We start from the raw sequence: 26,126 nt of genomic DNA, 5'->3' as shown, positions 1-26,126 counted from the left end.
CCTCCCGCGGCTTGCGGAACGCGCCGGTGAAGAAGATCCGGAACAGATGCACGATGATCGACGCCGCGAACAGCAGCGCCGCCCAGTGATGCACCTGCCGCACGAACAGGCCGCCACGCACCTCGAACGAGATGTTCAGCGCCGTCTCATACGCCCGCGACATGGTCACACCGCGCAACGGCTGATACGCGCCGTCGTACACGACATGACTCATCGAAGGATCGAAGAACAGCGTCAGGTAGACGCCCGACAGCAGCAGGATGATGAAGCTGTAGAGCGCGATCTCGCCGAGCAGAAACGACCAATGCGTGGGGAAGACCTTGTTGATCGATCGCTTCATGAACGCCGCGGCGCGATACCGCTCGTCCGCCTCGTTGGCTTGGGCTGCGACAGAAGGACTCATGAACGGCGCTCCCAGTAGGCCGGGCCGAGCGGCTCGATGAAGTCGCCGTTGGCGACCAGGAAGCCCTCAGCGTTGACGGTGATCGGCAGCTGCGGCAGCGCGCGAGCGGCGGGACCGAAGATCGGCTTGCCCCACTCGGTCGCGGAGAACTGCGACTGGTGGCAGGGGCACAGGATCCGGTTGGTCTGCTGCTCGAACAGCGAGGTCGGGCAGCCGAGGTGGGTGCAGATCTTCGAGTAGGCGAAGTAGTCGCCGTAGTTGAAGCTCTCCTGCCCCTTACGCTTGATCGCCTTCTGCGCGTCTTCGGTGCGCAGGCGGATCAGCATGACGGCGTTGCGGATACCGCGCAGGGAGTCCAGCGTGGCGTGCTCGTCGCCGCGCCACTTCTCCTTCCACGGGAACACCGTCTCCATCGCGCCCGCGTCCAGATCCTCCGGACGCACCAGCACCACGTCGTCGGGCCGACCAGTGTCGCGCCGGATGTAGATGGTCTCGCCCGGGAAGTCCGGAGTCCAGCCCGAGACCCACAGCGGCGACTTGTCGCCCTTGGCCCAAGGATTCTTGATCAGGCCGCCGACGAACACCAGCAGCGCACCGACGCCGAGCACACCGACGCCCGCGCCCGCGGTGCGGGTGATCATCTTGCGACGTCCCAGGGTGGAGGTGTCCAGCGCGTCCTGCAGCTCGGCGACCAGGGTGCGGCGCTCGACCTCCGGCGACGGACCGTCGTGCCGCTGCTGGATGGACAGCTCGGCGGGGATGAACAGTTTGCGGATCAGCACCACCGCGACGCCGATGACCAGTACCGAGATGCCGAAGGTCAGGCCGACCAGCGGGGTGAACAGCGAGTAGGCCACGTGGCCGTCCTCGTTCTTGCCCTTGAACTCCCACGGCCAGAACAGGAACACGCCGACCAGCGCCGCTGCCGCGATGCCCGACACGGCGAACCAGAAGCTCACCGCGCGCTCGGCGCGCTTCTCCGCCCGGGTGCCCGGGATCGGGAAGCGCTCGCGGCGGTAGGCGACGTCGACGCCGTCGCGCTCGGTACCGAGCTTGACCAGCTCCTCGCGCGTCATCTTGTCGAGGTCCGCCTCGGTGGGCTCCGCCGGAGTGGCGTTCACCGGCTGCTCCTTCGACTGCTGCGCGTGGCCCTCATCCGGGCGACCCATGTCGTCTCGCTCCTTATTGCTCATGACCTGTGTCCTTTCGGCATGACCGGGGCGCCCTCCGTGGTCACGCGAGCTGCCTGCTCCGGGCGCTGACCGGTCATGACCGGGATCCGATCCACATCGCGGCGCCGACCACGAGCGTGATACCGACCACCCAGATGGCCAGGCCTTCGGTCGCGGGACCGAAACCACCGAGATCCCAGCCCCCCGGGCTGTGCTCCTCGGTGGCGTTCTTGACGTAGGCGACGATGTCGCGCTTTTCCTCCGGGCTCAGCTGACGGTCGGAGAACTTCGGCATGTTCTGCGGGCCGGTGAGCATGGCGGTGTAGATCTGCTGTTCGCTCGCGGGTCCCAGCGGCGGTGCGAACTTGCCGGAGGACAGCGCGCCGCCGCGTCCGGTGAAGTTGTGGCAGGACGCGCAGTTCATCCGGAACAGCTCCGAGCCGCGGGCGATGTCCTCACCGCGCAGCGACTCCTGGGCGATCTCGCCGTTGGCGTCGCGGATCACGGTCGGGCCGCCACCGTTGGCCGCCACGTACGCGCTCAGCGCGTCGGTCTGGTGGGCGTCGAACTTCGGTGGCTTGCGCTCCGCCTGGGCCTCTTGGGCGGCCATCGGCATACGGCCGGAGGACACCTGGAAGTAGACGGCGGCCTCGCCGACGCCGATCAGGCTGGGACCGCGGTCGACGACACCCTGCAGGTTCGCGCCGTGGCAGGTGATGCAGGACGTGTCGTAGAGCTGCCTGCCCTCGCGGATCAGCGCGGACTGGTCCTCGTTCGCTGTGGCGCGCTGCGGGTCCGGCGTGAAGGCCGATGCCAGGAAGCCTGCTCCGACGAGGCCCACCAGCAGCGCAAGCCCGCCCGCGATGCGACGGCGAACGCGGCGCTGCCTGCGCGTCTTGCTGGCCTGGCCGTTCCCGTGCGTGGCGGGCTCTGGCGCTGACGGGGGAGATGAACTCATCTGTGTCCCTTTGGAGTAGACGGAACCGACTTGTGCGAAAGATCTTGGGTTCAGCCGCACCCGCTCGGCGGCGCGGCGTCCACGATCAGCGGACGAAGTAGATCGTGGCGAACAACCCGATCCACACGATGTCGACGAAGTGCCAGTAGTAGGAGACGACGATCGCCGCGGTGGCCTGCGCTGGGGTGAACTTGCTCACCTTGGTGCGGGCCAGCAGGAACACGAACGCGATCAGACCGCCGATGACGTGCAGACCGTGGAAGCCGGTGGTGATGTAGAACACCGAGCCGTAGGAACTGCTGGAGATCGACGTCCCCTCGTGCACCAGGTTCATGTACTCGTAACCCTGGCCGAGGACGAAGAACGTGCCCATCGCCAGCGTGACGACGTACCAACGGCGCAGGCCGAACACGTCACCCTTCTCCGCGGCGAAGACGCCCATCTGGCAGGTGAACGACGACGCGACCAGCACGGCCGTGACCGGCACGGCGAGCTTGAGGTTCAGCTCGGTCGGCTCCGGCGGCCAGTTACCGTTCGCCTGGGCGCGCGCGACGAAATACATCGCGAACAGGCCTGCGAAGAACATCAGCTCGCTCGACAGCCAGATGATGGTACCGACGCTGACCATGTTGGGCCGGTTCAGCGAATGCACACGCTGGGTAATGGCCGATCCTGGGGTCCCTACTGCGGTCGTCACGGGGGTAAGTATGACTCGTCGTAGTACGACGCCAGTACCCGGGTACGAAACTCGTTCCTCCGTGTCGAAAAACGCAGGGAAGGGCGGGTGATCGACCAGGCGGGGCGCAGGCTGAGCTGCGCGGCGGACCCTGGAACCGGTCGCACCCGCGACCGAACGCCCGGTCAGCATGACAGGCCCGGGTAAGGAGAACCTGAGATGGAGACGAATGTGGCAGCACGATTCTGGCGACGGCTGCGGCGGCGGGACCGGAGCACAGCCCTCGAGCTTCACCAGGCTGATCTGGTCGTCGTCGCGTCGAGCTTCGACGACGCGGAGGCGTGTTCGACCGCGCTGGCGCGCGCGACCGACCTGACACCGGACGCACCAGCGGTGTTGCGGCACCACCTGCGCATCCCACCACGGCACATCGAGACCGTCTGCGCGATCGCCGCGCAGGACGGATACACCCCCGCCCCGCACGTCGGCGGACCGGGCACCGACGCACTCGAGACGGTCATCCTGCAGCGGGTCCAACTCCTCGACGCCCTGCACTGCTCGCAGGAGCGCTCGCGCATGGCCGGCCTCGCCCAACGCCACGACGGCACCGCCGACGGTTGGGACGCCTTGCAACCGGGGCCACATCAGCAGGAGCCGTAAGCAGACGGCGGCGCCGTCACCGCCGACGGCGAAACCTGGGTCGTGCGATTGCCGACCCGACCACCCACCCCGACCCCCGTTTCCAGCGAAGCGAAACCGAGCATGTGCCGTTCGCGGCCCGGCTCGCGTCCGATCGGCCGTCGCGTGGGCGACGAAGAAGCAAGTGGCGACCACTCCGGCGCGAGCCACCAAAGCCGCGAACACCCAGCGACCCAGCCTCCGGACAAACCAGCACTGTCCAGCACCCGCCCGAGTGGCGACCGCACACGCCACAGACACCGCCGCCACCCACCCAACAGCCGAACCCACGTCGTGCGCTTACCCCCTCACGGGACCACACCAGCTCGACTCCAGGTTTCGAGCGAAGCGAGACCGAGCATTGGCCGCGAACACGCCGCGACGCAGTCGCGGCAAATACAACCCAGCTAGGCTGCTTGCGGACGAAACTGGTGCGCGAACCAGTGTGACGGGAGATGTGTGGAATGAGCGTGCGCAGCTGGCCCCAGGTGCTCGGAATCCTCGCCGACGGTGGCGACCTGGCCGCGGACGACACGGCGTGGGCGATGAACGAGATCATGTCCGACAACGCCACCCCCGCGCAGATCGCCGCGTTCGGTGTCGCGATGAAGATCAAGGGCCCTACGCCCGCCGAGCTGACCGGTCTGGCCGCGGGCATGCTCGACCACGCCCGGCTGGTCCGGATCGATGGCGACGCGGTCGACATCGTAGGCACCGGCGGTGACCGGTCCGGCTCGGTGAACATCTCCACCATGTCCTCGATCGTCGTGGCAGCGGCGGGCATTCCCGTGGTCAAGCACGGCAACCGGGCCGCGTCGTCGAAGAGCGGCGGTGCGGACGTGCTGGAGGCGCTGGGCGTGAAGCTCGCCCTCGGCCCCGAGGCGGTGGCGCGGTGTGTGCGGGAGGTCGGTATCGGCTTCTGCTTCGCGGCGGTGTTCCATCCCGCTCTCCGGTACGCCGGGGCGGCGCGCAGCCAGATCGGCATTCCAACGGTCTTCAACGTGCTCGGGCCGCTGACCAACCCCGCGCAGCCGCGTGCCGGCCTGGTCGGCTGCGCGTTCCCCGAACTGCTGCCGGTGATGGCGGGCGTGTTCGCCGAACGCGGTGCGAGCGCGCTGGTGGTGCGCGGCAACGACGGGCTCGACGAGATCACCACCTCGGACACCACCGAGGCGTGGATCGTCTCGGGCGGCCGGACGCGCCGGACCACCATCGATCCCACTCGCATCGGCGTCCCCCGCGTGGATCTGGACGCGCTGCGCGGCGGTGATGCCGAGGTCAACGCGGGTGTGGCCCGCGATGTGTTCGCCGGTCGCGCCGGCGCGGTACGGGACGCGGTACTGCTGAATTCGGCCGCCGCGATCGTGACCTACGACTGGTCGCGCGGCGCGGGCGATCCGGAGGCGGACCTGCATACCGCGCTCGCCGCCGGCATCGACCGCGCCGCCGAAGCGATCGACACGGGCAGCGCCGCCGCGCTGCTGGAGCGCTGGGCGAAGCTGACGCAGACGCTCGGCGACGCCTGAACCGGCGCACGGAGCGAGCCGTCACCCGCCGGGCTACTCGCCCAGCGAGAACCCGGCTTCGACTTCGGCGCGCGAGTACGACTTGAACGCGATGTGCGTCGTGGTGCGCACGACGCCCGGCGTCTTGTCGATCCGGCCGGTCACCACCTCGGCTATCTGCTCGTGGTCGCGCACCCGCACGATCGCGATCAAGTCCACGTCACCCGCGCAGGAGTAGACCTCGGCGACGCCCTCGGTGTCCGCGACCGCTTGCGCGGTCTCGGGGATGCGGCCGTTGTCGGCGTGAATCAAGACGATCGCGGTAATCATGGTGCTCAGCCTAAGCGGTCGAGGTAGGCCTGTTCGGTCGGTTGGGCGCGTACCGCCGCATCGGCGAGATCCGCCCAGCCGAGCCACCGCGCCGCGCCGAATATCGGCTCGCGGTATCCCTCGGTGGTCCGCACGATCCGCACCCCGGGCCGCGCCAGCCAGCGCGCGACCAGCGCCACCTCTTCCGGCGAGGCGCCGCGCAACGGTGGGGCGTCGTCCAGGTGCGCGGCGGCCTGATCCGAAGCATCGGGGCGCGATCCGACGAGCATCGACGACTCCGACAGCGGCGCCATCTCTCGGGTCGAGCGCGCCGATGCGGCCGGTGTCGAATTCTCTTGCCGCTGTGCGTGCGTCGGGTCGGCGGTGGGCGGATGCGGCGCTGTGGTGCGGTGCAAAGCCTCCGCCCCGGCTGTCACAAGGGGTTCCGTAGTCGGCTCGGCATGGACGTGTCCTAGCGTCGTCTCCCCGGCCGGATGTGCCTCGACGAAAACCGCTGCCGGAACCACGGTCTCGGCGGACGCGACGATCTGTTCCACGATTGGCATCGGCGGCACGCCGCGCGGGGCGGTGCCCGCGCCGGCCAGACGGCCGTACCGGATGACCGCGAACTCCCATCCGCCGTTGTCGTCGGGATGCGCGGCGACCAGTTCGGCTATGCGTGCCACCGCGGCCAGTCGCTGTGTACGGCGCAGCGCGCGCACCACCCGGGCCGCGCGGTCGCGCACGCGCGCGGCCGCTTCGAAGTGCTGTGCCCGCGAATGGGTTTCGATGCGATCGAGCATGGAGCGGATCGGCGCGTCGCTGCGCCCGGCGAACAGCGCGCGCACGAGCGCGGGCGCGGGGGCGTACTCCGCCATATCCGACACCCTTCCCCTCGATCCCGCCGGACACCCGCCGACGAGCGTGGGCGGACATTCGTGCACCGCCCTCCGGGACAATCGCGTCGTGCAGGTGCGCAGCCCGGTGAACTCCGCGATGATCAGGCCGAGGTCGGCCGCGTCGTTACGAGAGTTGAACGGTCCCAAGGCGTCCCGCGTGGGTTCCCGCACCACCGAGAACCGGGGGAACGGCTCGTCGGTGAGGGTGAGCCACCAGGCCCGCTTCGGGAACTTGGACCGGCGATTGTAGGGCGGGGTGTGCGCCACCAGCAGCCGCAGTTCGCGCACCCCCGCCTCGAGCGCGTGCGCGCACACCACATGGTCGACCCGGGTCGCCAGCGACACCATTTCCTTCATTCGGCCCCGGGTCTCCGAACCGGTGAAGTAGTTACGGACGCGTCGGCGCAAGTTCACGGCCGTCCCTATATATAGGACTTCATCGGAAGGACCGCGGAACAGATACACGCCCGGACCGGCGGGGAGATCGGCCGCGAGGACGCGTTTGGATCGCTGCCGGGGGGTGATGTCGGGCAGATAGTCGAGCAGCTCGGTGAGACTGTGGACGCCCTGGTTCCCGACTCGTCCGATGAGCGCGTGCAAGACGTCGACGGTCGCACGGGCGTCTTCGAGGGCGCGGTGGGTGGGCTGTGTGGCGGCGCCGAGCAACCGGGCCAGCGAGCTCAATCGCACCGAGGGCGCTTCGTCTCGGCCGAGCACCCGCCGGGCCAGTTTCACGGTGCACAGCACCGGCGCGGCCGGCCACGCGGTGTCGCACTGCGCCGCGGCGGCGCGCAGGAACGCCATGTCGAACCGGGCGTTGTGCGCGACCAGCACCGCGCCCGACGCGAATTCCAGGAAGCCGGGCAGCACCGCCTCGATCCGCGGGGCGGCGTACACCATCGCGGTGGTGATACCGGTGACGTGCACGACGGCGGGCGGTATCGAGCGTCCCGGGTTGACCAACGTCGCGAACTCGCCGAGCACCTCCCCGCCGCGCACCTTGACCGCGCCGATCTCGGTGATGCCGTCCGCCCCGGGACTGGTGCCGGTGGTCTCCAGGTCCACGACCACGAACGTGGTGTCGTAGAGCGGGGTGTCGAGCTCGTCGAAGGCCAGTTGCTGGGCAGCGGCGGGGCGCGGCGCGGGGTCGGACACGGCGTGCAGCGTAGGGCCACGGTCCGACAGGAACGGGGCGTCCCAGCGCGCCCTGATATGCCCGAATGACACCGGGGGGATTCGAGCGCGGTACCCGGGAAATGATCTAGAAATGCGCAAATGAGATCCAGATCACAAATCAGAGAAACCTGTATCAAACATTGCGGCGAGTCCATCGAAATGAGAGCGATCTAGGCCGGGCGTGTCGGCCGCCGGTGGCTCTACAGCGTACAAACCGGCGACCGTAGTGCGATTTACGGCCAATTTTCCCTTGCGACCTGCCTAAACGCTCGCCAGACCACCGCGCGGCGACCAACCGGTTCCACCCACTGCATCCGGCCGCGGAGCGGGCTTACTTCTCGCGATTTCGCAGTCGTTATCTTTTCGTGATGCGCTGGGACGCATCTCACACCGAATCGACCGCCAATTGTTGAGCGACCCCTTTTCGCATTCCCTCTGCCTTTACAAATCACCGTGATGTGTTCGTAACCTTTTCGAGACCTCACGGAGTCCGCCGCACCCACCGGTGCGGCGCCGACGAAGTCCGCGGCACCACCGGGTGCGGCGTCGTGAGGCAGATTGGGAGTACCGCATCATGACGACCAACGCCGTCAAGCGTCACGCACAGCGCGCTGTTGCCGCCGGGGCCGTCGGCGCTGCCACCCTCGGGGCGTTCCTGCTTCCGGCAGCGCCCGCGTCTGCCCAGCCGGTGACCATCCCCGGTGTGGGAACCTTCGAAGTCCCGAACGAACTCCCGGTTCCGCCGGCGCTCCCGGGCGTCGAGCTGCCGGGTCCCGCTCCGCTTCCCTTCGCCGCGCCCAAGAGCTCCGGCGAAGTCGCCCTCGACGCCGCTCTGAGCAAGGTCGGCTCGCCGTACGTCTACGGCGCCGCGGGCCCCAACTCGTTCGACTGCTCCGGCCTGGTCCAGTGGTCCTACCGGCAGGCGGGCGTCGAACTGCCGCGCACCAGCGGCGCGCAGCTCGCCGCGGGCAGCCCCGTCTCGGTGGACGACCTACAGCCCGGCGACCTCGTCTCCTTCTACGGCGGCGGCCACTCCGGCCTGTACGCCGGTGACGGCAACGTGGTGCACGCGGCCACCTCCGGTACGCCCGTGCAGGTGGCGCCGATCTCCTCGATGCCGATCGCGGGCGCTCGCCGCTTCTGAGAAGCAGCTGGTCGGGCCGCACCCGCGCGGCCCGACCGCACCACGGCCCTGTGATCGTTTCGTGCTCTACTGGACACCGACGAGGACCGTTCCGTAACCTAACCGAGACCTTCGATTGATTACCCCGGTTCGCGGCTCGCAAACCACGGGTTCGAACGAAGGCCGATGCGTCGGTTTCACGAGAGATCGCTTCACGAGAGAACGGGGCACTGCGGGCTGTGGCTGAACATCACCGGAGACAGCGAACCAAACGTCTCATGGGAGGAGGGCTGGCAGCCGGGATGCTCGCCGCCGCTCTCTACAGCGGCGCTCCGGCCGGCGCGGATCCGGTCGCCCTCCCAGCGACGGCCTCCGAAGCCGTGCAGCGGATGATCGATCTGTCTCGTCAGTCCGAACAGCTCAACCAGCAAGCGCTGGGAGCGGAAGCCGAACTCGAGGCCAAGCTCGCCGTACAGCGTGACGCCGATGCCCGGCTGGCCGCGAGCACCGACATGGTCGATCGCGCCCGCGACGAAATCCGGCGGTATCAGCCGGTCATCGACCGCACCGCGATCGCCGCCTATCAAGGCGCCCGCACCAACCGCCTGTTCGCCGTGCTGGTCAGCGACTCACCGCAACAACTGCTCGACCAGATGTCCACACTGGACGTCGTCTCGGCGCAGACCTCCGAACAGCTCGACCGGTACGACAAGGCCACCGACGCCGCGACCGCGGCCGAATCGGCGGCCCGCGCCGCCGCCGACGCCGCCCGTTCCGCCGCGCAGAAGGCCGAGGCCGTGCGCATCGATCTGGAACACAAGCGCAGCGATCTCGGCGGCGCCATCGCCGAGGTGGTGCACGCTTGGGGCGCGCTGTCGGCGAAGGACAAGTCGGCCCTGGCCGGCTCGCCGTTCCCACCCGGGTTCGACCGGGACACCCTCCTGCAGGGCCTCGTTCCCGGCAGCGGCACCAGCGCGCTGGCGGCGGGCCTCACCCGCGTCGGCGACCCCTACGTCTGGGGCGCCACCGGCCCGGACAAGTTCGACTGCTCCGGCCTGGTGCAGTGGGCGTTCAAGCAGGTCGGCAAGAACGTGCCCCGGACGAGCTCGCAGCAGGCCGGTTACGGCACGCCCGTCGCCCAGAAGGATTTGCAACCCGGCGACGTCGTCTTCTTCTACTCGGACATGTCGCACGTCGGCATCTACGCGGGCAACGGTCTCATGCTGCACGCCTCCACCTTCGGCGTCCCCGTCGCGGTCGCGCCCATGGGCTCGACGCCGTTCCATTCGGCTCGGCGATACTAGACGCCGTGAGCGAGCCAATCAGCGGCATTGCACTACCCGCGGCACAACCGACCGGCGACGGGCGACCGTGACCGACCCGCGCGGTCGATACGGCACCCTGGGCCTCGGCACCGTGACGGCGGCGGTGACGTGCCGATGACCGGTTTGCGCAGCTTGCGCGCATGGTGGTCGGCGCGACGGCGCTTCGAGTTCTGCCTCACCGTCGCGATGGTGATGGCGCTCACCGGCGTATGTGTCGCGTTGATCATGTTGCCCAACACGGTGCTTCCGAAACCGCGGGCCGCCGAACCCGGCACCGCCGAGGCCGTCGGCCAAGCGGCGGCCGCCGATCCGCGACTGGCCGAGGTGCGGCGCCTCATCGAACCGTTCGGACCGATCATCGCCCGCGAGGTGGCGACCGGCGACGGACGGCAGTCGGTGGTCGTCGGGCACCCCGACCAGCGGAGCGACATCGAGGTCCTGGAGAGTGCGCTCGCCGACGCCATCGCCGCGGTGACCGACGTGTGGGGTCCGAGCTGGGCGCAGTCCGCGCTCGTCGTCGTCGCCTCCTCCCCGTCCGAGTTCGCCGCCCTGGTGCGCTCGGCCGGCCTCCTGCCCGCCGAAGTCGCCGCCGCCTCGGTCGCCGACCCGTTCACGCCGGGTACTCGACCCACCGGCCAGCGCGTCGTCTTCGGTCCCGACGCGGGGCGCCGCCTCGATCCCGAGGGCATGGCCACCCTGCTGCGGCACGAACTCACCCACATCGCGGCCCGCGCCGACACCGTCGACGGCGCCCCGCTGTGGATGCTGGAGGGTTTCGCCGACTACATCGCGCATCACGGCCAGGGCGAGCGGTTCACCGATATCGCCCCCACGCTCACCGCCCATGCCCACGCCGGCCGGATCCCCGAGGTTCTGCCCGCCGACGCCGACTTCTCCGGCCCCGACGCCGCGCTCACCTATGAAATCGCCTGGTCGATCTGCGCTTTCGTCGCCGAGAAATACGATCAACCCCGCCTCGTCCAGCTCTATCACCGCATCGCGGCGGGCAAGCAGGACCCGGCTGGCGAAGAGCTCGTCCTCGGCGAAGTACTCGGCACCACCCGCACCGCTTTCCTCGACGACTGGCGTTCCTGGCTCCGAGCAGTCGCGTAGGCCGAGACAGAGCGAGCGGCGATCGCTCGGACGCGAGCCACAAGGGGCCACGAACACGCCGCGACGCAGTCGCGCAGATCCGACACAGTATTTTGTTGCGCATGGCCCGAACTTTGCTGGTTACCAATGATTTCCCGCCGCGGCCGGGCGGTATCCAGTCGTATCTGCAGGCGTTGGCCGGTGAGCTGCCGCCGGATGACCTGGTTGTCTACGCTCCGCGCTGGCGTGGCGACAGTCATCTGAAGTTCGATGCCGAACAGAAATTCCAGGTCGTTCGCCATCCCACGACGCTGATGCTGCCGACTCCGCTCGTGCTGCGCCGGGCCACGCGTCTGCTGCGGAGCGAGAACTGCGACACGGTGTGGTTCGGGGCGGCGGCGCCGCTGGCGCTGATGTCGCCGGCGCTGCGCCGTGCGGGCGCCGAACGCATCCTGGCCAGTACCCACGGTCACGAAGTCGGCTGGTCGATGGTGCCGGGAGCCAGGCAGGCGCTGCGAGCCATCGGCGAGCACACCGACGTGGTCACCTACGTCAGCCGCTACACCCGTCGCCGATTCGCCTCCGCGTTCGGTGCGAACGCGGCGATGGAGTATCTGCCGCCCGGGGTGGACACCGATGTGTTCCGTCCGGATCCGGCGGCGCGGGCGGAGCTGCGCGAACGTTACGGCCTGGGCGACCGTCCGACCGTCTTGTGCCTGTCCCGGCTGGTGCCGAGGAAGGGCCAGGACGCGCTGATCCTGGCGATGCGCGAGATCCGCGAGCGGGTCGAGGGCGCGGTGCTGGTGATCGCGGGCGGTGGCCCCTTCGCGGACAAGCTGCGCGCCCTCGCGGTCGCCGCGGGCGTCGACGACGACGTGGTGTTCACCGGCCGCGTCCCGTCCGGCGAACTGGCCGCGCATCACACGCTGGCCGACGTCTTCGCGATGCCCTGCCGGACCCGGGGCGCCGGCCTGGACGTGGAGGGTCTCGGCATCGTCTACCTGGAAGCGTCCGCGTCGGGCGTTCCGGTGGTGGCGGGCAATTCCGGCGGCGCGCCGGAAACCGTGATCGAGGGCGAGACCGGGCGCGTGGTGGACGGCCGCTCCGTGCGGCAGATCGCCGACGCGGTGGTGGAGATCCTGTCGGATCGGGATGCCGCCGCACGGATGGGCGCGGCGGGGCGCGCGTTCGTCGAGCAGCAGTGGCGCTGGGACAACCTGGGCGCGCGCCTGCGACAGCTGCTGCGGTGATCCGCGTCGCATCTACTACGCTCAGCGGAGTGAGCAGTATCCAGGTCGCAGATCAGACCTTCGTCGCCGCATCGGGGGCCGCCGTGGCCGAGCTGCTGGCGGGACCGAACACGTGGCGCCGCTGGTGGCCGGACCTGGACTTGGAGGTCCGGGAGGACCGGGGTGAGAAGGGCATCCGCTGGTCGGTGGCCGGGGCGCTGACCGGGACCATGGAGGTGTGGCTGCAGCCCGCGCTCGACGGCGTGATCCTGCACTATTTCCTGCACGCCGAACCGCGGCCCGCGCTGCCCGTTGGCAAGCTCGCCGCGGCCAACCGGGCACGCCGGGTCGCCGGCAAGAACATGTCGTTCGAACTGAAGTCCCGGCTGGAGGCGGGTCGTCCGGCGGGCGTCGCTCCCGCGCCGCTTTCTTGATCCACCAGCACCGACGCTGAAAGGAATCGCTGTCCGCATGGCCGACAGGACCCAGAGATCGATCGTTATCGAGGCCCCGTCGCAGCAGGTGATGTCCGTCATCGCCGATCTGGAGTCCTACCCGGAATGGGTCTCGGCGGCGAAATCGGTCGAGGTGCTGGAAGCGGGGCCGGACGGTCTGGCCAGGACCGCGCGATTCGTGCTGGACGCCGGGGTGGTCAAGGACACCTATGTCCTGTCCTACGACTGGCGCGCCGATCGCAAGGCGGTCAGTTGGCGGCTGCTCAGCGGTGAGCTGCAGAAGGCGCAGAACGGCACCTACGAGCTGATCGATCGGCCGGGCGGCGGCACCGAGGTCGTGTACACGCTGACCGTCGACCTGAACATCCCGATGATCGGCATGTTCAAGCGCAAGGCCGAGAAAGTGATCACCGACACCGCGCTGAAGGAACTGAAGAAACGGGTCGAAGGCTGACCGCGCACCAGACCCGGGTCGAACTGTTCATCGGCAAGGGTGGGGTAGGCAAGACCACGCTCGCGTGCGCCACCGCCATGGCCGAGGCCGGAGCGGGCCGTCGCGTGCTGGTCGCCTCGCTCGACCAGGCGCACTCACTGGGCGACGCGCTCGGCTTCCGTTTCCCGCACGACCCGGGCACCGTGACCGGTGTCGCCACCGTGCTGCCCGGACTGGACGTGATCGAGGTGGACTCCCTCGCGCTGCTCGAGGACCGGTTCCGCGACGTAGTGCGGATGATCTCGACCGGCCGCGGGCACGAGCACGGTATCGATCTCGCCGCGCTGAACCCGGCGGAGCTGACCGGATTGCCCGGCGTGCAGGAACTGCTGATGCTGGTGGAGATCGCCCAGTTCGCCGCCGAGGACGACTGGGATCTGATCGTCCTCGACTGCCCGCCGTCGGCGGACATGCTGCGCATCGTCACCGCGCCCGGCACCCTGCTCGGCTACGTCGAGCGGATGTGGCCACCGCATGCCAGGGCGATGAGCGCCACCGGCACCGACCTGCGCCGCGCCGTGCTCGCGGCCACGGTCGAGCGGATCGTCATGGCCGTCACGGAGGTTCGCGATCTGCTCGCCGACCACCGGCGCACCGGAGCGCGGCTGGTCACGGTGCCCGAGCGGGTCGCGGTGGCCGAATCGGAGCGGGTTCGTTCCGCCGCGACGCTGCTTGGCCTGCGGCTGGACGCCGTACTGGTCAACAAGGTGCTGCCCGACCTCCCCCCGCCCACCGATCCGGCCGGAGCCGAACATCCGGCCGTGCAGTGGTATTCGCACCGGCGGGCCGAGCAATCGGAGGTCATCGCGGATTTGCGGAGCAAGATGCCGGGTATTCCGGTGGTGATCGCGCAGCACACCGGTCCCGAGCCGATCGGGCTGAATTCGCTGGCCGCGCTGTCACGGGCGATGGAGTCGGCGGGCGATACCGGCGACGCTGCGCTTATGCTGAGCGACAATCAGACGGAGGTCGACGCGAGTTCCGGCGAACCGCTGGTTCTCCGGGAATCCGGCACCGGATTGCAGTCGGTGTACGCGCTGCGCATGCACCTGCCGGTGGTCGACGCCGCCACGTTGCGCCTTGGCCGAGTGGAGGACGATTTGATCGTGGGAGCGGACGGTGTCCGGCGCCGGGTGCGCCTGGCGCCGGTATTGCGGCGGTGCACGGTCGACAGCGCCGAACTCGATGACGAGTTCCTGGTGATCCGCTTCCGGCCCGATCCGCGGGTCTGGGCGCACGCGTCCGAAAGTGACGGACATGACCGGTGATCCGCATTCGCCCGAGGGCGACGGGCCCGACGGCCGCACCGCGCCGGACGGCGTCGCCGAATTCGCCGAGGAATTGAAACTGCTGGCCGAGGCGGTGCTGGAACGGGTCGAGCCGGTGCTGCGCCGCGCCGCCGACGGTCAGGTCGAGTGGTCCAGCTGCAGCTGGTGTCCGGTGTGCGCCGCCGCGGCGCTCGTGCGCGGTGAGCACCACGACGTGCTGGCCGCGCTGGCCGATCACGGCACCGCGATCGTCACCGTGCTGCGCGAGGCGCTGGCGGGGGTGCCGGTCGAACCGGTGATGCCCACCGACGCCGACCCGGAAACCGGTGCGCCGCATCGCCACGGTCGACGCGAGGACGCCGAGGACGGCGAAGGCCCCGGTTACGTCGACATTCCCGTGACGATCAAGGTATGACGCAGCAGATGGCCGATACGCGACCGCTGACCGTCGGAATCGATGTCGGCGGCACCAACATCCGGGCGTCGGTGATCGACGACAGTGGCGAGGTGCTCGACACCGTCCAGGCTCCGACGCCGCATTCCGCGCGGGCGCTGGAGGACGCGCTGGACCATGCCGTGCGCGACCTGTCCGGCAGGCACCCCATCGGGGCGGTCGGCCTCGCGGTCGCCGGGTTCATCAGCGGTGATCGCTCCACGGTGCGCTTCGCCCCGCATCTGCCCTGGCAGGACGCGCCGGTCGCCCAGCGCCTCACCGAACGACTGGAACTGCCGGTGATCCTGGAGCACGACGCCAACGCGGCGATGTGGGCCGAATACCGGTTCGGCGCCGCCGCGGGCGGACACAACGTGGTCCTCATCGCGATCGGCACCGGCATCGGCGCCGCCCTGCTGATCGACGGCCAGCTGTATCGCGGCTCGCACGGCGTCGCGCCGGAACTCGGTCACCTGCAAGTGGTTCCGCAGGGTCGGGCCTGCCCGTGCGGCAAGCGTGGGTGCTGGGAGCGGTATTGCAGCGGAACCGCACTGGCCGAAACCGCGATCGAGATGCTGGCCAGCGACCCGGTGCGGTCGGTGCTGGCCAGGGATGTAGCACGCGATCCCGGCTCGCTGACCGGACGGCGGGTCGCGGGCGCGGCGCAGGACGGTGACCCGCTCGCGGCACGGGTGATGGCCGACTTCGCGCGCTGGCTCGGGCTCGGACTGGCGTTCGTCAGCGACATCTTCGATCCGGATCTGGTGGTCATCGCGGGCGGCGTCAGCAGTTCGGCGCCGCTTTTCCTCGACGAGGCACGCGAGGAGTACGCGCGCGCGATCACCGGCGCCGGGCACCGGCCGCTGGCCCGCATCCGGACCACCCAGCTCGGGGAGGCCGCGGGCATGATCGGCGCCGCCGATCTCGCCAGGGCGGCCCTGCCCACTGGAGCGCACAAGCCCGCGCGGATCGCGCGGACCCACCGTTGACGCCGGAGCGCACGACCTCGCGGCGTGGCGCGACACGCCGGTGTCCACCATCGGTCGGCGTGGGGGCCGAAGTGTGGTGAGATTCGCCGCTGCGGTTGGATGTGATCTTGCACCAACGGTAAAGTCGGGATTTGACGCAGGTGCCCGCTACTATCCCGGTCCCGGGGGAAGGACGTCATGTTCTACTGGCTGCTGAAGTTCGTGCTGCTGGGACCGTTCATTCATCTCTACAATCGGCCTACGGTCGAGGGTGTGGAGAACATTCCGGCGGACGGGCCGGCCATTATGGCGGGTAACCACCTCTCCTTCGCCGATTGGTTGTTCGCTCCGTTGCTGAGTCCGCGGCGGATCAACTACCTCGCCAAGGCCGAGTACTTCAACACCCCCGGCATCAAGGGCCGGTTCCAGAAGTTCTTCTTCAGCGCCTCGGGCCAGTACCCGATCGACCGCAGCGGCGCCGACGCCGCCGAGGACGCGCTGAACGCCGCCCGCAAGCTGCTCGACCAGGGCCGCTTGGTCGGCCTCTACCCGGAGGGCACCCGCTCCCCCGACGGCCGCCTGTACAAGGGCAAGACGGGCCTGGCCCGCCTGGCGCTGGAGACCGGCGTTCCCGTCATCCCGGTCGCCGTCATCGGCACCGACCAGGTCAGCCCCCCCGGGCCGTTCCGCTGGCGCCGCAGGAAGGTCACCGTCAAGTTCGGCGAGCCCATCGATTTCTCCCGCTACGAGGGCATGGGCGGCAACCGCTTCGTCGAACGCGCCGTCACCGACGAGGTCATGTACGAACTCATGCGGCTCACCGGTCAGGAGTACGTCGACGTCTACGCGCACAGCCTGAAGGAGGGCGTACCCAGCGGCAGCCGCCCCGCGGCCGTGTCCGTCCGCATTCCCGACACCGCCGCGGGCTGATCCAGTTCGTCTCCGGCCCCGAGACCGCACGGTCTCGGGGCCGTTTCGTGTCCGGCCCCGGGCGATACGCTGAGCGAGCGATAACGCGACAGCGAGAAGCACTGAGGCCGAGCGCCTATTGGCCGCACGGACCCAGCCCGTTCACGTGGCGTTGACGTAGTTGCGCCAAGGTGTCCCACATGACTGGCTCAGGACCATCCCGGCGCACCGTCTTACGGGCCTCCGCGCTCGGACTCGTCGCAGCCCCGGCGCTGGCGGCATGCGCTCCGGACAGCGGCCCCGGGCTGGTCCGGCCGCGACCGGTGCTCACGCACGGCGTAGCGGTGGGCGACCCACGCGCGGACGGCGCACTGATCTGGGCCCGCGCCGATCGTCCCGCCACGTTGATCGTGGAAACCGCCGCCACGGAATCGTTCACCGACGCCAAGCGTTTCACCGGTCCGTTGCTCACACCGGATTCCGACGGCACCGGCCGGGTGCGGGTCGACGGGCTGCCCGCGGGACAGCTGGTGCACTACCGGGTGACCCTGCGAGGCGAGGACGGCGCCACCTCCGAACCGGTCACCGGCGTCTTCCGCACCGCGCCCACCGCCGCGGCGGACATCAGGCTCCAGTGGTCCGGCGACGTCGCGGGCCAGGGCTACGGCATCAACCCCGACCTGGGCGGTATGACGATCTTCGCCACCATGGCCGCCCGCGACCCGCACCTGTTCCTGCACTCCGGCGACTCCATCTACGCCGACGGACCGCTGAAGGAATCGGTGGCCCTGCCCGACGGACGGATCTGGCGCAATATCGTAAGCGAGGCGAAAAGCGCTGTCGCGCAGACATTGGACCAATTCCGCGGTAACTACGCCTACAACCTGACCGACGAGAACTACCGCCGCTTCAACAACTCGGTCGCCCAAGTGGTGCAGTGGGACGACCACGAGACGGTGAACAACTGGTACCCCGGCGGACTCGTCGCCGAATCCAAGGGCTACACCGAACGCGGCATGGACACCCTCGCCGCCCGCTCGTGGCAAGCCTTTCACGAGTGGATGCCGCTGGAGCCGAGAGAAGCGGTGGACGGTCGCCTGTATCGCAAGATCGCCTACGGTCCGCTGCTCGACGTCTTCGTGCTGGACATGCGCACGAACAAGGACGCCAACGACGCCAACAACGGACCCAACGGCCGCATTCTCGGCCCGGCGCAGACGCAATGGCTGATCGACGGCCTGCGCGTGTCCACCGCCACCTGGAAGATCATCGCCAACGACTTGCCCCTCGGCGTAATCGTCCCGGACGGCGAACAGAAGAACACCACCGCATACGAAGGCTCCGCCAACGGCGACCCCGGTGCGCCGTCGGGCCGGGAACGCGAGATCGCGCAGGTGCTGTCGTCGATCAAGGCGAACGAAGTGACCGGCGTCGTGTGGCTCACCGCCGACGTGCACTACACGGCGGCGCACCGCTATTCGCCCGAGCGCGCGGCCTTCACCGACTTCGACGAGTTCTGGGAGTTCGTCTCCGGTCCGCTGAACGCGGGCGCGTTCGGCCCGAACCAGCTGGACGGGACATTCGGCCCGGAAGCGGTCTACGTCCACGCGCCGCCGGCGCAGAACAGTTCGCCGCTGGACGGCTTTCAGCATTTCGGCGAGGTGCGCATCGACGGAAGGTCGAGGGAACTGACCGTCGACCTGTGCGATGCCGCCGGATCCGTCCTGTTCAGCAAGAGCCTTGCGCCCGCCTCGCGATAGCCCCCGAGTTCGGGGAAGCGGCGCGGGCCGCGCTGTGGTTAGCTTTTGGGCCATGAGCACGCCGCAAACTGTCTCCAACGCCGAGGAATACCTCCCCCGGGACACCGCCGATGTCGTTCGCACGGTACGGGATTCACGCGGCCGATCGGAACGGCTGATGGTGCGCGGTGGAGAGCTGCTCGACGAGGGGCTCACGCTGCCCGCCCAGCCGACCGTGGTGTCGCTGCGCCGGATGAATCAGGTGCTGGACATCAACCTGGGCCGGCGCACCGTCCGGGTGCAGGCGGGCGCCAAACTGTCCGACATCGACCGCAGGCTCGGTGCGCACGGTCTGGGTCTGCCCGTCGTCGGCGACCACCGAGACATCACCGCGGGCGGCTTCGCCTCGGTCGGCGGCGTCAGCGCGGCCTCGCACAAGCACGGCCTGTTCATCGACCAGATCGTCGATCTGGAGTACGTGGACACCGACGGGCGCATCGGCACCTGCGGGCGCACCCACCACACCGAGCGCTTCGGGCGCATCCTCGGCGCGGGCGGGCGCGCCGGCATCATCACCGCGCTCACGCTGGACGCGATCGAGATCGACAAGGACCGCACCTGGCTGACCACCGACGCCGACCGGTTCCTCGACTTCGACTCCTTCGTCGAACACGCCTACGCGGAGATCGCCCGGCCCGGCAACGCCGAGCTGCAAGTCGGCCGCTGGGTCGACACCGCGCCGCTGAAGGTGGCGCGTCCGGTCGGCACCGGCCACGTGCAGCTGGGCACCGTGCGCTTCGGACAGTGGTCGAGCCTGTACCCCACCGCGCCGACCCGAGGACTGCGCGCTCGGCGCGAGGTCGGGTCGCGGGCGCGGAAATCCCTCGGTGCCATCGCCTCCGCCGCACCCGGAAAGGCGGGCATGCCGGTGCGCAACGCGGCCGCCGGCGCGGTGTTGTTCGCGCCGAAGGTCCAGACCCTGCGCGATGCCGAATATCTGGCCGACACAGCCCTCAGCTCGTCCGAGCGTGGTCCCGCCTACCGGGTAGGCGTTTTCGCGCCCCTGTCGAGCTATACGTCGGTGTTCTACCGCCTCCACGATCTGTTCGCCGGGCACCGGGAACGCACGGGCTGCTTCACCGTCATATCGGCGATGACCTACGGCGTGCGCTCGCGCTACCTGCGCGCGGAATCCGCCGCCCGCGGCCTGCCCCCCGAAGACCACGGCCTGATCACCTTCACCTGCCGCCTGCGCCCCGCCGCACTGCCCTCCGAACTGCTGCGCGACATCATGTCCGGAATCGAGGAGATCTGCCGCTCGGAGAACGCGCTGCGGTACGAGGCCGAGTGATTTTGCAGCGCCTTCGGCGCTGCGTGTTCGCGGCCCCCTTGGGGCTCGCGTCCGAGCGACCGCCGCTGGCGACTTCGTCGCGGACGCGGCGGCCACTCGGACGCGAGCCGGGCCGCGAACGGACAATGCTCGGTCTCGCTTCGCTCGGAACCTGTGGTTGAGCTGGTGTGGTTGCGACCAGCGGTGAGCTCGCTACCTGAGCGCGCAGACGTGTGAACGGGTGGCAGCCTGCGGATTCGATCCAGACCGGCCCGCCGACCCGCGACCGCGAGCCAGGCCGCACCGCGACCGTTCTCGAGGTGAGCGGCCGACCTGCTCGGCTCGAGCGGCGGATCTCGGCTCTGTGCTTCTTCGGCACGGATGAGTCGCCGCGCACCCTGGTTGGGGTTGCGCACGCACGCTGCTGACCCGTGAAATACGAGCAGAGCGCCCCACCGGAATTCCGATGGGGCGCTCTGCGAGTCTTCAGCTCAGTGCTTTTCCGGCCCGAGGTAGTACTCGAACACCAGACCGGCGGCGGCGGCCAGGACGCAGACGACGCCGATGCCGATCAGCCAGAACTGGAAGAACGCCAGGCCGAGAGCCGTCACCGAACCGGCGGCGGCCAAGGTGATCGGCCAGAAGCTGCCGGGCGAGAAGAAGCCCAGGTCACCGGCGCCGTCCACGATCTCGGCGTCCTCGTAGTCCTCCGGGCGCAGGTCGACACGACGTGCGACGAACCGGAAGTAGGTGCCGATGATCAGCGACAGGCCCGCGGTCAGCACGGTGGCCGTGGTGCCCGCCCACTCGACGCCGGTGCGCGACTGGCCGGTGAAGAAGCCGTAGACCACCGCCACGATGACGAAGAACACCGTGAGCAGTTCGAAAATCCGCGCTTCGATCTTCATGTCAGATCAAATCCTCACTTGCTCTCGGCCGAGGCCGCGCTCTTGACGTCGCGCCTGGTGTTGAACGGCGTGGTGGAGGTGGCGACGGGGGACTCGCCGATGGACTCGAGCGCCTCGGCGTTGGTCTTGCCCGCCTGGCGCGCGTCCAGGTACTTGGTGAACTTCTCCGGCGTAACCGCGCGGACCTCGAAGTTCATCATCGAGTGGTAGGTGCCGCACATCTCGGCGCAGCGGCCGACGAACGCCCCCTCCTTCTCGATCTTCGTGATCTGGAAGACGTTGTCGGACTGGTTTTCCTTCGGGTTCGGCATCACGTCGCGCTTGAACAGGAACTCCGGCACCCAGAAGGCGTGGATCACGTCGGCGGCGGCGAGCTGGAACTCGATGACCTTGCCGGTCGGCAGCACCAGCACCGGGATCTCGCTGCTGGAGCCGATCGTCTCGACCTTGTCGTAGTGCAGGTAGGAGAGGATGTCGTTCTCCGGCTTGCCGTGCACCGGGCCCGGCTGCGGGTGACCGTTCTTCGTCCGCTCCTCGTACTCGTCGAGCTGTTCCTGGCTCAGCGCCTCACGCGTGGTGTCGATGCCGTCGAACTTGTAGCCGTCCTTGAAGTCGACGTTGCGGTAGCCGAACTTCCAGTTCCACTGGAACGCGGTGACATCGACCGTGACATCGGGGTCGGCCACCTTCTCGTGCACGTAGTTCTGCACGACCACGGTGAAGTAGAACAGCACCGCGATGATGACGAACGGGATCGCCGTGTAGGTCAGCTCCAGCGGCACGTTGTAGCCGGTCTGGCGCGGGAACTCCGGGGAGTCCGCCTTCTTGCGGTGGAAGGCGACGGTCCAGAAGGTCAGGCCCCAGACCAGCACGCCCATCGCCAGCGCGGCGACGACCGACCAGGTCCACAGTTCCCGCATCCGGGTGGCCTGCGGCGTGACACCCGAGGGCCAGCCGAACCGCAGCCAGACATTGTCGATCGAGCAGCCCGAGACGAGCAGCGCGGTGATCCCCAAGGACACCGCCAGCCCGGCCCGCCGGAGGATGCGGCCCTGGGGACGGTAGGCCCGCGGAGCCGGCGGGGCGGGTGAATACCGCCGACCCCGGGCGGGTCGTGCCCCGATCTCTTCGCTCGCCTTGTGCGCCACGCTCACGCCTTCCTGGTCGCCACACATTTCGACAGTGCATCCTCAGGGCTGCGATCGGCCCCGACGATACGTTCAAAGCTCATTTCAGGGCACTCCCAGGGCCAGCGCGTTCGCGCGGGTCGCCTGAGAGAGACCTGAGTACTACGCAGCGTAGACCAAACGCGCCTCCCCTTTGTCGTCGGGTCGGCTTCGACATCCCACCGGGCGCGCACGGGTCACCGTCACCAGTGATTCCGGCCGGGACGTGATGCGCACGACGCGCGGATCCCGTGGGTGCGGCATACTCGGACACTAGATTTCGTCCCCTTGCGTTCCATCCGGTGAACGCGTATCCCGACTGCGAGAAATGAGGTTGCCGACGCCGTGTGTGGACTGCTCGGATTCCTGGCATCTGACGAGGCGGCACCTGGCACGGTGGAGCAGGTCTACGAGGCCTTGCACTGCGTGCGTCACCGCGGCCCGGACGAGCGCGGTACCTGGCACGACGACCGCGTGATCTTCGGTTTCAACCGCCTGTCGATCATCGACATCGAGCACTCGCACCAGCCGCTGCGCTGGGGCCCGCCGGAGCAGCCCGAGCGCTACGCGCTCACCTTCAACGGCGAGATCTACAACTACCTGGAGCTGCGGGCGGAACTCACGGACGCGCACGCCGCCGAATTCCCCGACGGCAAGATCTTCCGGACCGAAGGCGACAGCGAGGCCATCGTCGCGGCGTTCCACTACTGGGGTCCGGAGGCGGTGCGGCGGCTGCGCGGCATGTTCGCCTTCGCGATCTGGGACACCGTGACCCAGGAGTTGTTCCTGGCCCGCGACCCGTTCGGCATCAAGCCGCTGTTCCTGGCCACCGGGCCGGGCGGCACCGCCTTCGGCAGCGAGAAGAAGAGCCTGCTGGAACTGCTGCCCGCGCTGGGGTTGAGCGACGCGCTGGACCCGCGGGCGCTCGAGCACTACACGGTGCTGCAGTACGTGCCGGAACCGGAGACGCTGCACAAAGACGTGCGAAGGCTGGAATCGGGCAGTTACGCCACCGTGCGACCTGGCGCGGCTCCGGCCGTCACCCGCTACTTCACGCCGAAGTTCTCCGTGCGGCCGTTCACCTCCAGTTCGGCGGCGGCGCGCTACCGGGAGATCGCCGCGGCGCTCGAGGACTCCGTCGCCAAGCACATGCGCGCCGATGTGACGGTGGGCTCGTTCCTCTCCGGCGGCATCGACTCCACCGCGGTCGCCGCGCTGGCAATGCGGCACAACCCGAAGCTGATCACCTTCACCACCGGGTTCGAGCGCGAGGGCTACTCGGAGGTGGACGTGGCCGCCGAGAGCGCCGAGGCGATCGGCGCGCGCCACATCGTGAAGGTGGTCTCCCCCGCCGAGTTCGCCGAGGCGATCCCGGAGATCGTCTGGTACCTCGACGACCCGGTGGCCGATCCGGCGCTGGTCCCGCTGTACTTCGTCGCCAAGGAGGCGCGCAAGCACGTCAAGGTGGTCCTCTCCGGTGAGGGCGCCGACGAACTGTTCGGCGGATACACCATCTACCGCGAGCCGTTGTCGCTGAAACCCTTCGAGAAGCTGCCCCGTGGCTTGCGCAGGCTGGCGGGCAAGCTGTCGGACCGTATTCCGGAGGGCACCAGGGGCAAGAGCCTGCTGCATCGCGGTTCACTCACCTTGGAGGAGCGTTACTACGGCAACGCGCGCAGCTTCAACGACGCCCAACTGCGGGCCGTGCTGCGCGAGTTCCGGCCGGAGTGGACGCACCAGGACGTCACCGCGCCGCTGTATGCCCAGTCGCGTGGCTGGGACCCGGTGGCCCGGATGCAGCACCTGGACCTGTTTACCTGGCTGCGCGGCGACATCCTGGTCAAGGCCGACAAGATGACCATGGCCAACTCGCTGGAACTGCGCGTGCCGTTCCTGGACGCCGAGGTGCTGAAGGTCGCCGAGGGTCTGCCGTTCGACCAGAAGATCACCAAGGAGACCACGAAGTACGCGCTGCGTCAGGCGCTGGAGGGCATCGTGCCGCCGCACGTGCTGCACCGCGCCAAGCTCGGCTTCCCGGTTCCGCTGCGGCACTGGCTGCGCGGCACCGAACTCTACGACTGGGCGCAGCAGCAGATCGCCGAGTCGCAGACCGACCACCTGCTGAACAAGGCCGCGATCAGCGAGATGCTGGTCGCGCACCGGGCCGGGACCGCCGACCACAGCCGCAGGCTGTGGACGCTGCTGGTGTTCATGGTGTGGCACGGCATCTTCGTCGAGAACCGGATCAAGCCGGACATCCAGGAGCCGGTCTACCCCGTCTCGCTCTGACCCGGGAACAGACGAAGGCGCGCACCCGGCTGGGGTGCGCGCCTTCGGCGTCTCTACCAGGTCACAGCAGGGGCTTGAGGTCGGCAGCGGCCTCCGGACCGTAGGCCAGGGTGAGACGCTCCAGAGCCGACTCCTTGTTCAGCGTCCACTCCTGCGTGCCCATGGTCTCCAGCACGAGCACGGCGATCAGCGAACCCAGTTGAGCGGAACGCTCCAGGCTGAGCCCGGCGGTGTGGGCGGTGAGGAAGCCGGCGCGGAAGGCGTCGCCGACGCCGGTCGGCTCGACCTTCTCGATCTCGGGCACCACGCCGACGGTCACCTCGGTGCCGTCGCGGTCGACGATCCGCACACCTTCCGGGCCGAGGGTGGTGACGCGGATGCCGACCTTCGACGCGACCTCTTCCTCGCTCAGGCCCGTCTTCTGCAACAGCAGCGCCCACTCGTACTTGTTGGTGAACAGGTAGGTGGCGCCGTCGATCAGCTGCACGGACTGGTCACCGTCCAAGCGAGCCAGCTGCTGGGAGGGATCGGCGGCGAATGGGATGCCGAGCTCACGGCACTCGGCGGTGTGGCGAAGCATCGCCTCCGGGTCGTTGGCCCCGACCAGGACCAGATCCAGTTCCCGGGTCTCGGCGAGCTCGGCGATAGAGATGTCGCGGGCCTCAATCATCGCGCCGGGGTAGAACGACGCGATCTGGGCCATGTCGTCGTCGGTGGTGCAGACGAAACGGGCGGTGTGGGCGCGATCGGACACCAGCACGGTGGAGCAGTCGACGCCGTGCTTCTCCAACCAGGCGCGGTACTCGCCGAAATCGGCCCCCACGGCGCCGACGAGCAGGGGCGCGCGGTTGAGCAGGCCCATGGCGTAAACGATGTTGCCGCCGACACCGCCCCGACGGATCTGCAGATCATCGACGAGGAAGCTCAGCGACACATGGTCGAGCTGATCGGCCAGCAGTACGTCGGCGAACCGTCCGGGAAAACGCATGAGATGGTCGGTCGCGATGGACGCGGAAACGGCGATGGACACGTGGCTGGGCCCCTTCAACGGTAGGCGGCAAGCGGTGCAGACCGGGACGCGAGTCCCGGTCTCACCGTAGCTGATCCGCCTCGCCGGGTCTGCAGGCCGTACGGGTCCCGTGACGCGAAATGCGCGCTCAGGTCCCGCTTTCGGCGCCCCTCGGGTTGGGTGTACTCGGCGAGTTACCCATGTCCTCGCGGCATCAGTCGTCGCGTTCGGCCACACTCACGCGCGGCCGCGGGCGCTCAGTTGAAGGAGTCGCCGCAGGCGCAGGAGCCGGTGGCGTTCGGGTTGTCGATGGTGAAGCCCTGCTTCTCGATGGTGTCGACGAAGTCGATCGAGGCGCCCTGCACGTACGGCGCGCTCATCCGGTCGACGGCCAGCGTGACGCCACCGAAGTCGACGGTCAGGTCGCCGTCGAGCGAGCGGTCGTCGAAGAACAGCTGGTAGCGCAGGCCGGCACAACCACCCGGCTGCACCGCGATCCGCAGCGCCAGGTCGTCGCGACCCTCCTGGTCCAGCAGCGCCTTCGCCTTCGCGGCGGCGGCGTCGGTCAGAGTCACACCGTGGGTGGCGGTCTCGTTCTGCACAGTCATGAACTC

General features: G+C 68.9%; 25 protein-coding genes. 15 read left to right on the top strand and 10 right to left on the bottom strand.

The features are described from left to right. From M8859_RS34515 to ctaE, 4 genes are all read right to left on the bottom strand, one after another. The coding region (locus M8859_RS34515) for a cytochrome b N-terminal domain-containing protein (protein ID WP_249645513.1) at positions 1-403 on the bottom strand (403 nt) is incomplete at its 3' end. Beyond that, positions 400-1,572, bottom strand: coding sequence for a cytochrome bc1 complex Rieske iron-sulfur subunit (gene qcrA, locus M8859_RS34510; protein ID WP_159927374.1), 1,173 nt, complete (start codon positions 1,570-1,572; stop codon positions 400-402). The genes M8859_RS34515 and qcrA, both read right to left, overlap by 4 nt. 97 nt (positions 1,573-1,669) lie before the next feature. Continuing rightward, complete coding sequence (gene qcrC, locus M8859_RS34505; protein ID WP_159927111.1) at positions 1,670-2,533, bottom strand: cytochrome bc1 complex diheme cytochrome c subunit; 864 nt, start codon at positions 2,531-2,533, stop codon at positions 1,670-1,672. 85 nt (positions 2,534-2,618) lie between these two features. Beyond that, positions 2,619-3,230: an aa3-type cytochrome oxidase subunit III gene (ctaE, locus tag M8859_RS34500; protein ID WP_159927113.1), complete on the bottom strand. Its 612-nt coding sequence runs from the start codon at positions 3,228-3,230 to the stop codon at positions 2,619-2,621. Between the two features lie 198 nt (positions 3,231-3,428). On the opposite strand from ctaE, the gene M8859_RS34495 reads away from it, so the two are divergent. Further along, positions 3,429-3,869, top strand: a complete 441-nt coding sequence (locus M8859_RS34495) for a hypothetical protein (RefSeq protein ID WP_249645512.1) — start codon at positions 3,429-3,431, stop codon at positions 3,867-3,869. 482 nt (positions 3,870-4,351) lie between these two features. Further along, positions 4,352-5,413, top strand: coding sequence for an anthranilate phosphoribosyltransferase (trpD, locus tag M8859_RS34490; protein WP_159927115.1), 1,062 nt, complete (start codon positions 4,352-4,354; stop codon positions 5,411-5,413). A gap of 33 nt (positions 5,414-5,446) precedes the next feature. On the opposite strand, the gene M8859_RS34485 is transcribed toward trpD, so the two are convergent. Together M8859_RS34485 and M8859_RS34480 are read right to left on the bottom strand one after the other, a co-directional pair. Further along, a complete protein-coding gene (locus M8859_RS34485) occupies positions 5,447-5,722 on the bottom strand; it encodes an Lrp/AsnC family transcriptional regulator (RefSeq protein ID WP_159927117.1) in 276 nt (91 codons plus the stop codon). Positions 5,723-5,727: 5 nt separating this feature from the next. After that, positions 5,728-7,755, bottom strand: a complete 2,028-nt coding sequence (locus tag M8859_RS34480) for a DEDD exonuclease domain-containing protein (protein ID WP_195070194.1) — start codon at positions 7,753-7,755, stop codon at positions 5,728-5,730. 595 nt (positions 7,756-8,350) lie between these two features. Between M8859_RS34480 and M8859_RS34475 the strand changes: the two genes are divergently transcribed. From M8859_RS34475 to M8859_RS34420, 12 genes are all read left to right on the top strand, one after another. Beyond that, the gene (locus M8859_RS34475) at positions 8,351-8,920 is read left to right on the top strand and encodes a C40 family peptidase (protein ID WP_159927121.1); all 570 of its coding nucleotides are present in this window, start codon (positions 8,351-8,353) and stop codon (positions 8,918-8,920) included. 257 nt (positions 8,921-9,177) lie between these two features. Further along, the gene (locus M8859_RS34470; protein WP_195070193.1) at positions 9,178-10,203 is read left to right on the top strand and encodes an NlpC/P60 family protein; all 1,026 of its coding nucleotides are present in this window, start codon (positions 9,178-9,180) and stop codon (positions 10,201-10,203) included. Positions 10,204-10,338: 135 nt separating this feature from the next. Beyond that, on the top strand, positions 10,339-11,337 hold the full coding sequence (locus M8859_RS34465) for a hypothetical protein (protein ID WP_159927125.1): 999 nt from the start codon (positions 10,339-10,341) through the stop codon (positions 11,335-11,337). Positions 11,338-11,438: 101 nt separating this feature from the next. Then, positions 11,439-12,566, top strand: a complete 1,128-nt coding sequence (locus M8859_RS34460) for a glycosyltransferase family 4 protein (RefSeq protein ID WP_159927127.1) — start codon at positions 11,439-11,441, stop codon at positions 12,564-12,566. Between the two features lie 29 nt (positions 12,567-12,595). Next, positions 12,596-12,979 carry a polyketide cyclase / dehydrase and lipid transport gene (locus M8859_RS34455; protein WP_159927129.1) on the top strand — a complete coding sequence of 128 codons (384 nt, stop codon included), beginning with the start codon at positions 12,596-12,598 and terminating at the stop codon, positions 12,977-12,979. 37 nt (positions 12,980-13,016) lie between these two features. Further along, complete coding sequence (locus M8859_RS34450) at positions 13,017-13,454, top strand: SRPBCC family protein (RefSeq protein ID WP_159927131.1); 438 nt, start codon at positions 13,017-13,019, stop codon at positions 13,452-13,454. Next, positions 13,451-14,761, top strand: a complete 1,311-nt coding sequence (locus M8859_RS34445; protein WP_283780352.1) for an ArsA family ATPase — start codon at positions 13,451-13,453, stop codon at positions 14,759-14,761. The genes M8859_RS34450 and M8859_RS34445 overlap by 4 nt, the downstream gene beginning before the upstream one ends. Beyond that, complete coding sequence (locus tag M8859_RS34440; RefSeq protein WP_195070192.1) at positions 14,751-15,176, top strand: hypothetical protein; 426 nt, start codon at positions 14,751-14,753, stop codon at positions 15,174-15,176. Before M8859_RS34445 ends, M8859_RS34440 begins: the two co-directional genes overlap by 11 nt. Continuing rightward, the gene (locus M8859_RS34435) at positions 15,173-16,183 is read left to right on the top strand and encodes an ROK family protein (RefSeq protein WP_159927135.1); all 1,011 of its coding nucleotides are present in this window, start codon (positions 15,173-15,175) and stop codon (positions 16,181-16,183) included. Before M8859_RS34440 ends, M8859_RS34435 begins: the two co-directional genes overlap by 4 nt. A 177-nt stretch (positions 16,184-16,360) precedes the next feature. Beyond that, positions 16,361-17,092, top strand: a complete 732-nt coding sequence (locus tag M8859_RS34430) for a lysophospholipid acyltransferase family protein (RefSeq protein ID WP_159927137.1) — start codon at positions 16,361-16,363, stop codon at positions 17,090-17,092. 179 nt (positions 17,093-17,271) lie between these two features. Then, a complete protein-coding gene (locus M8859_RS34425) occupies positions 17,272-18,831 on the top strand; it encodes an alkaline phosphatase D family protein (RefSeq protein ID WP_249645511.1) in 1,560 nt (519 codons plus the stop codon). Between the two features lie 52 nt (positions 18,832-18,883). After that, complete coding sequence (locus M8859_RS34420; RefSeq protein ID WP_159927141.1) at positions 18,884-20,161, top strand: FAD-binding oxidoreductase; 1,278 nt, start codon at positions 18,884-18,886, stop codon at positions 20,159-20,161. A gap of 470 nt (positions 20,162-20,631) precedes the next feature. Here M8859_RS34420 and M8859_RS34415 read toward each other — a convergent pair whose 3' ends face one another. Both M8859_RS34415 and ctaC read right to left on the bottom strand, forming a co-directional pair. Next, the gene (locus M8859_RS34415; protein WP_159927143.1) at positions 20,632-21,048 is read right to left on the bottom strand and encodes a cytochrome c oxidase subunit 4; all 417 of its coding nucleotides are present in this window, start codon (positions 21,046-21,048) and stop codon (positions 20,632-20,634) included. Positions 21,049-21,062: 14 nt separating this feature from the next. Next, positions 21,063-22,094, bottom strand: a complete 1,032-nt coding sequence (gene ctaC / locus M8859_RS34410) for an aa3-type cytochrome oxidase subunit II (protein ID WP_159927380.1) — start codon at positions 22,092-22,094, stop codon at positions 21,063-21,065. 465 nt (positions 22,095-22,559) lie between these two features. Here ctaC and asnB point away from each other — a divergent pair, with 465 nt between their 5' ends. Beyond that, the gene (gene asnB, locus M8859_RS34405) at positions 22,560-24,503 is read left to right on the top strand and encodes an asparagine synthase (glutamine-hydrolyzing) (protein WP_249645510.1); all 1,944 of its coding nucleotides are present in this window, start codon (positions 22,560-22,562) and stop codon (positions 24,501-24,503) included. 61 nt (positions 24,504-24,564) lie between these two features. Here the strand turns inward: asnB and M8859_RS34400 are convergent, their stop codons facing one another. Both M8859_RS34400 and M8859_RS34395 read right to left on the bottom strand, forming a co-directional pair. Then, positions 24,565-25,533, bottom strand: a complete 969-nt coding sequence (locus tag M8859_RS34400; protein ID WP_195070189.1) for a carbohydrate kinase family protein — start codon at positions 25,531-25,533, stop codon at positions 24,565-24,567. A gap of 236 nt (positions 25,534-25,769) precedes the next feature. Beyond that, the gene (locus tag M8859_RS34395; RefSeq protein WP_039797033.1) at positions 25,770-26,120 is read right to left on the bottom strand and encodes a HesB/IscA family protein; all 351 of its coding nucleotides are present in this window, start codon (positions 26,118-26,120) and stop codon (positions 25,770-25,772) included. Between the last annotated feature and the right edge of the window lie 6 nt (positions 26,121-26,126).

This window comes from Nocardia sputi (assembly GCF_023501985.1).
The sequence above is the reverse complement of the archived record's forward strand: the minus strand, read 5'-3'. Positions and strand labels throughout refer to the sequence as shown.

Bases quoted from the DNA above. Each gene is read 5' to 3' on its own strand.
- qcrA (WP_159927374.1), bottom strand. From the start codon at position 1,572: ATGGGTCGCCCGGATGAGGGCCACGCGCAGCAGTCGAAGGAGCAGCCG.
- qcrC (WP_159927111.1), bottom strand. From the start codon at position 2,533: ATGAGTTCATCTCCCCCGTCAGCGCCAGAGCCCGCCACGCACGGGAAC.
- M8859_RS34495 (WP_249645512.1), top strand. From the start codon at position 3,429: ATGGAGACGAATGTGGCAGCACGATTCTGGCGACGGCTGCGGCGGCGG.
- trpD (WP_159927115.1), top strand. From the start codon at position 4,352: ATGAGCGTGCGCAGCTGGCCCCAGGTGCTCGGAATCCTCGCCGACGGT.
- M8859_RS34485 (WP_159927117.1), bottom strand. From the start codon at position 5,722: ATGATTACCGCGATCGTCTTGATTCACGCCGACAACGGCCGCATCCCC.
- M8859_RS34475 (WP_159927121.1), top strand. From the start codon at position 8,351: ATGACGACCAACGCCGTCAAGCGTCACGCACAGCGCGCTGTTGCCGCC.
- M8859_RS34470 (WP_195070193.1), top strand. From the start codon at position 9,178: ATGGGAGGAGGGCTGGCAGCCGGGATGCTCGCCGCCGCTCTCTACAGC.
- M8859_RS34465 (WP_159927125.1), top strand. From the start codon at position 10,339: ATGACCGGTTTGCGCAGCTTGCGCGCATGGTGGTCGGCGCGACGGCGC.
- M8859_RS34460 (WP_159927127.1), top strand. From the start codon at position 11,439: ATGGCCCGAACTTTGCTGGTTACCAATGATTTCCCGCCGCGGCCGGGC.
- M8859_RS34450 (WP_159927131.1), top strand. From the start codon at position 13,017: ATGGCCGACAGGACCCAGAGATCGATCGTTATCGAGGCCCCGTCGCAG.
- M8859_RS34440 (WP_195070192.1), top strand. From the start codon at position 14,751: ATGACCGGTGATCCGCATTCGCCCGAGGGCGACGGGCCCGACGGCCGC.
- M8859_RS34435 (WP_159927135.1), top strand. From the start codon at position 15,173: ATGACGCAGCAGATGGCCGATACGCGACCGCTGACCGTCGGAATCGAT.
- M8859_RS34430 (WP_159927137.1), top strand. From the start codon at position 16,361: ATGTTCTACTGGCTGCTGAAGTTCGTGCTGCTGGGACCGTTCATTCAT.
- M8859_RS34425 (WP_249645511.1), top strand. From the start codon at position 17,272: ATGACTGGCTCAGGACCATCCCGGCGCACCGTCTTACGGGCCTCCGCG.
- M8859_RS34420 (WP_159927141.1), top strand. From the start codon at position 18,884: ATGAGCACGCCGCAAACTGTCTCCAACGCCGAGGAATACCTCCCCCGG.
- M8859_RS34415 (WP_159927143.1), bottom strand. From the start codon at position 21,048: ATGAAGATCGAAGCGCGGATTTTCGAACTGCTCACGGTGTTCTTCGTC.
- M8859_RS34395 (WP_039797033.1), bottom strand. From the start codon at position 26,120: ATGACTGTGCAGAACGAGACCGCCACCCACGGTGTGACTCTGACCGAC.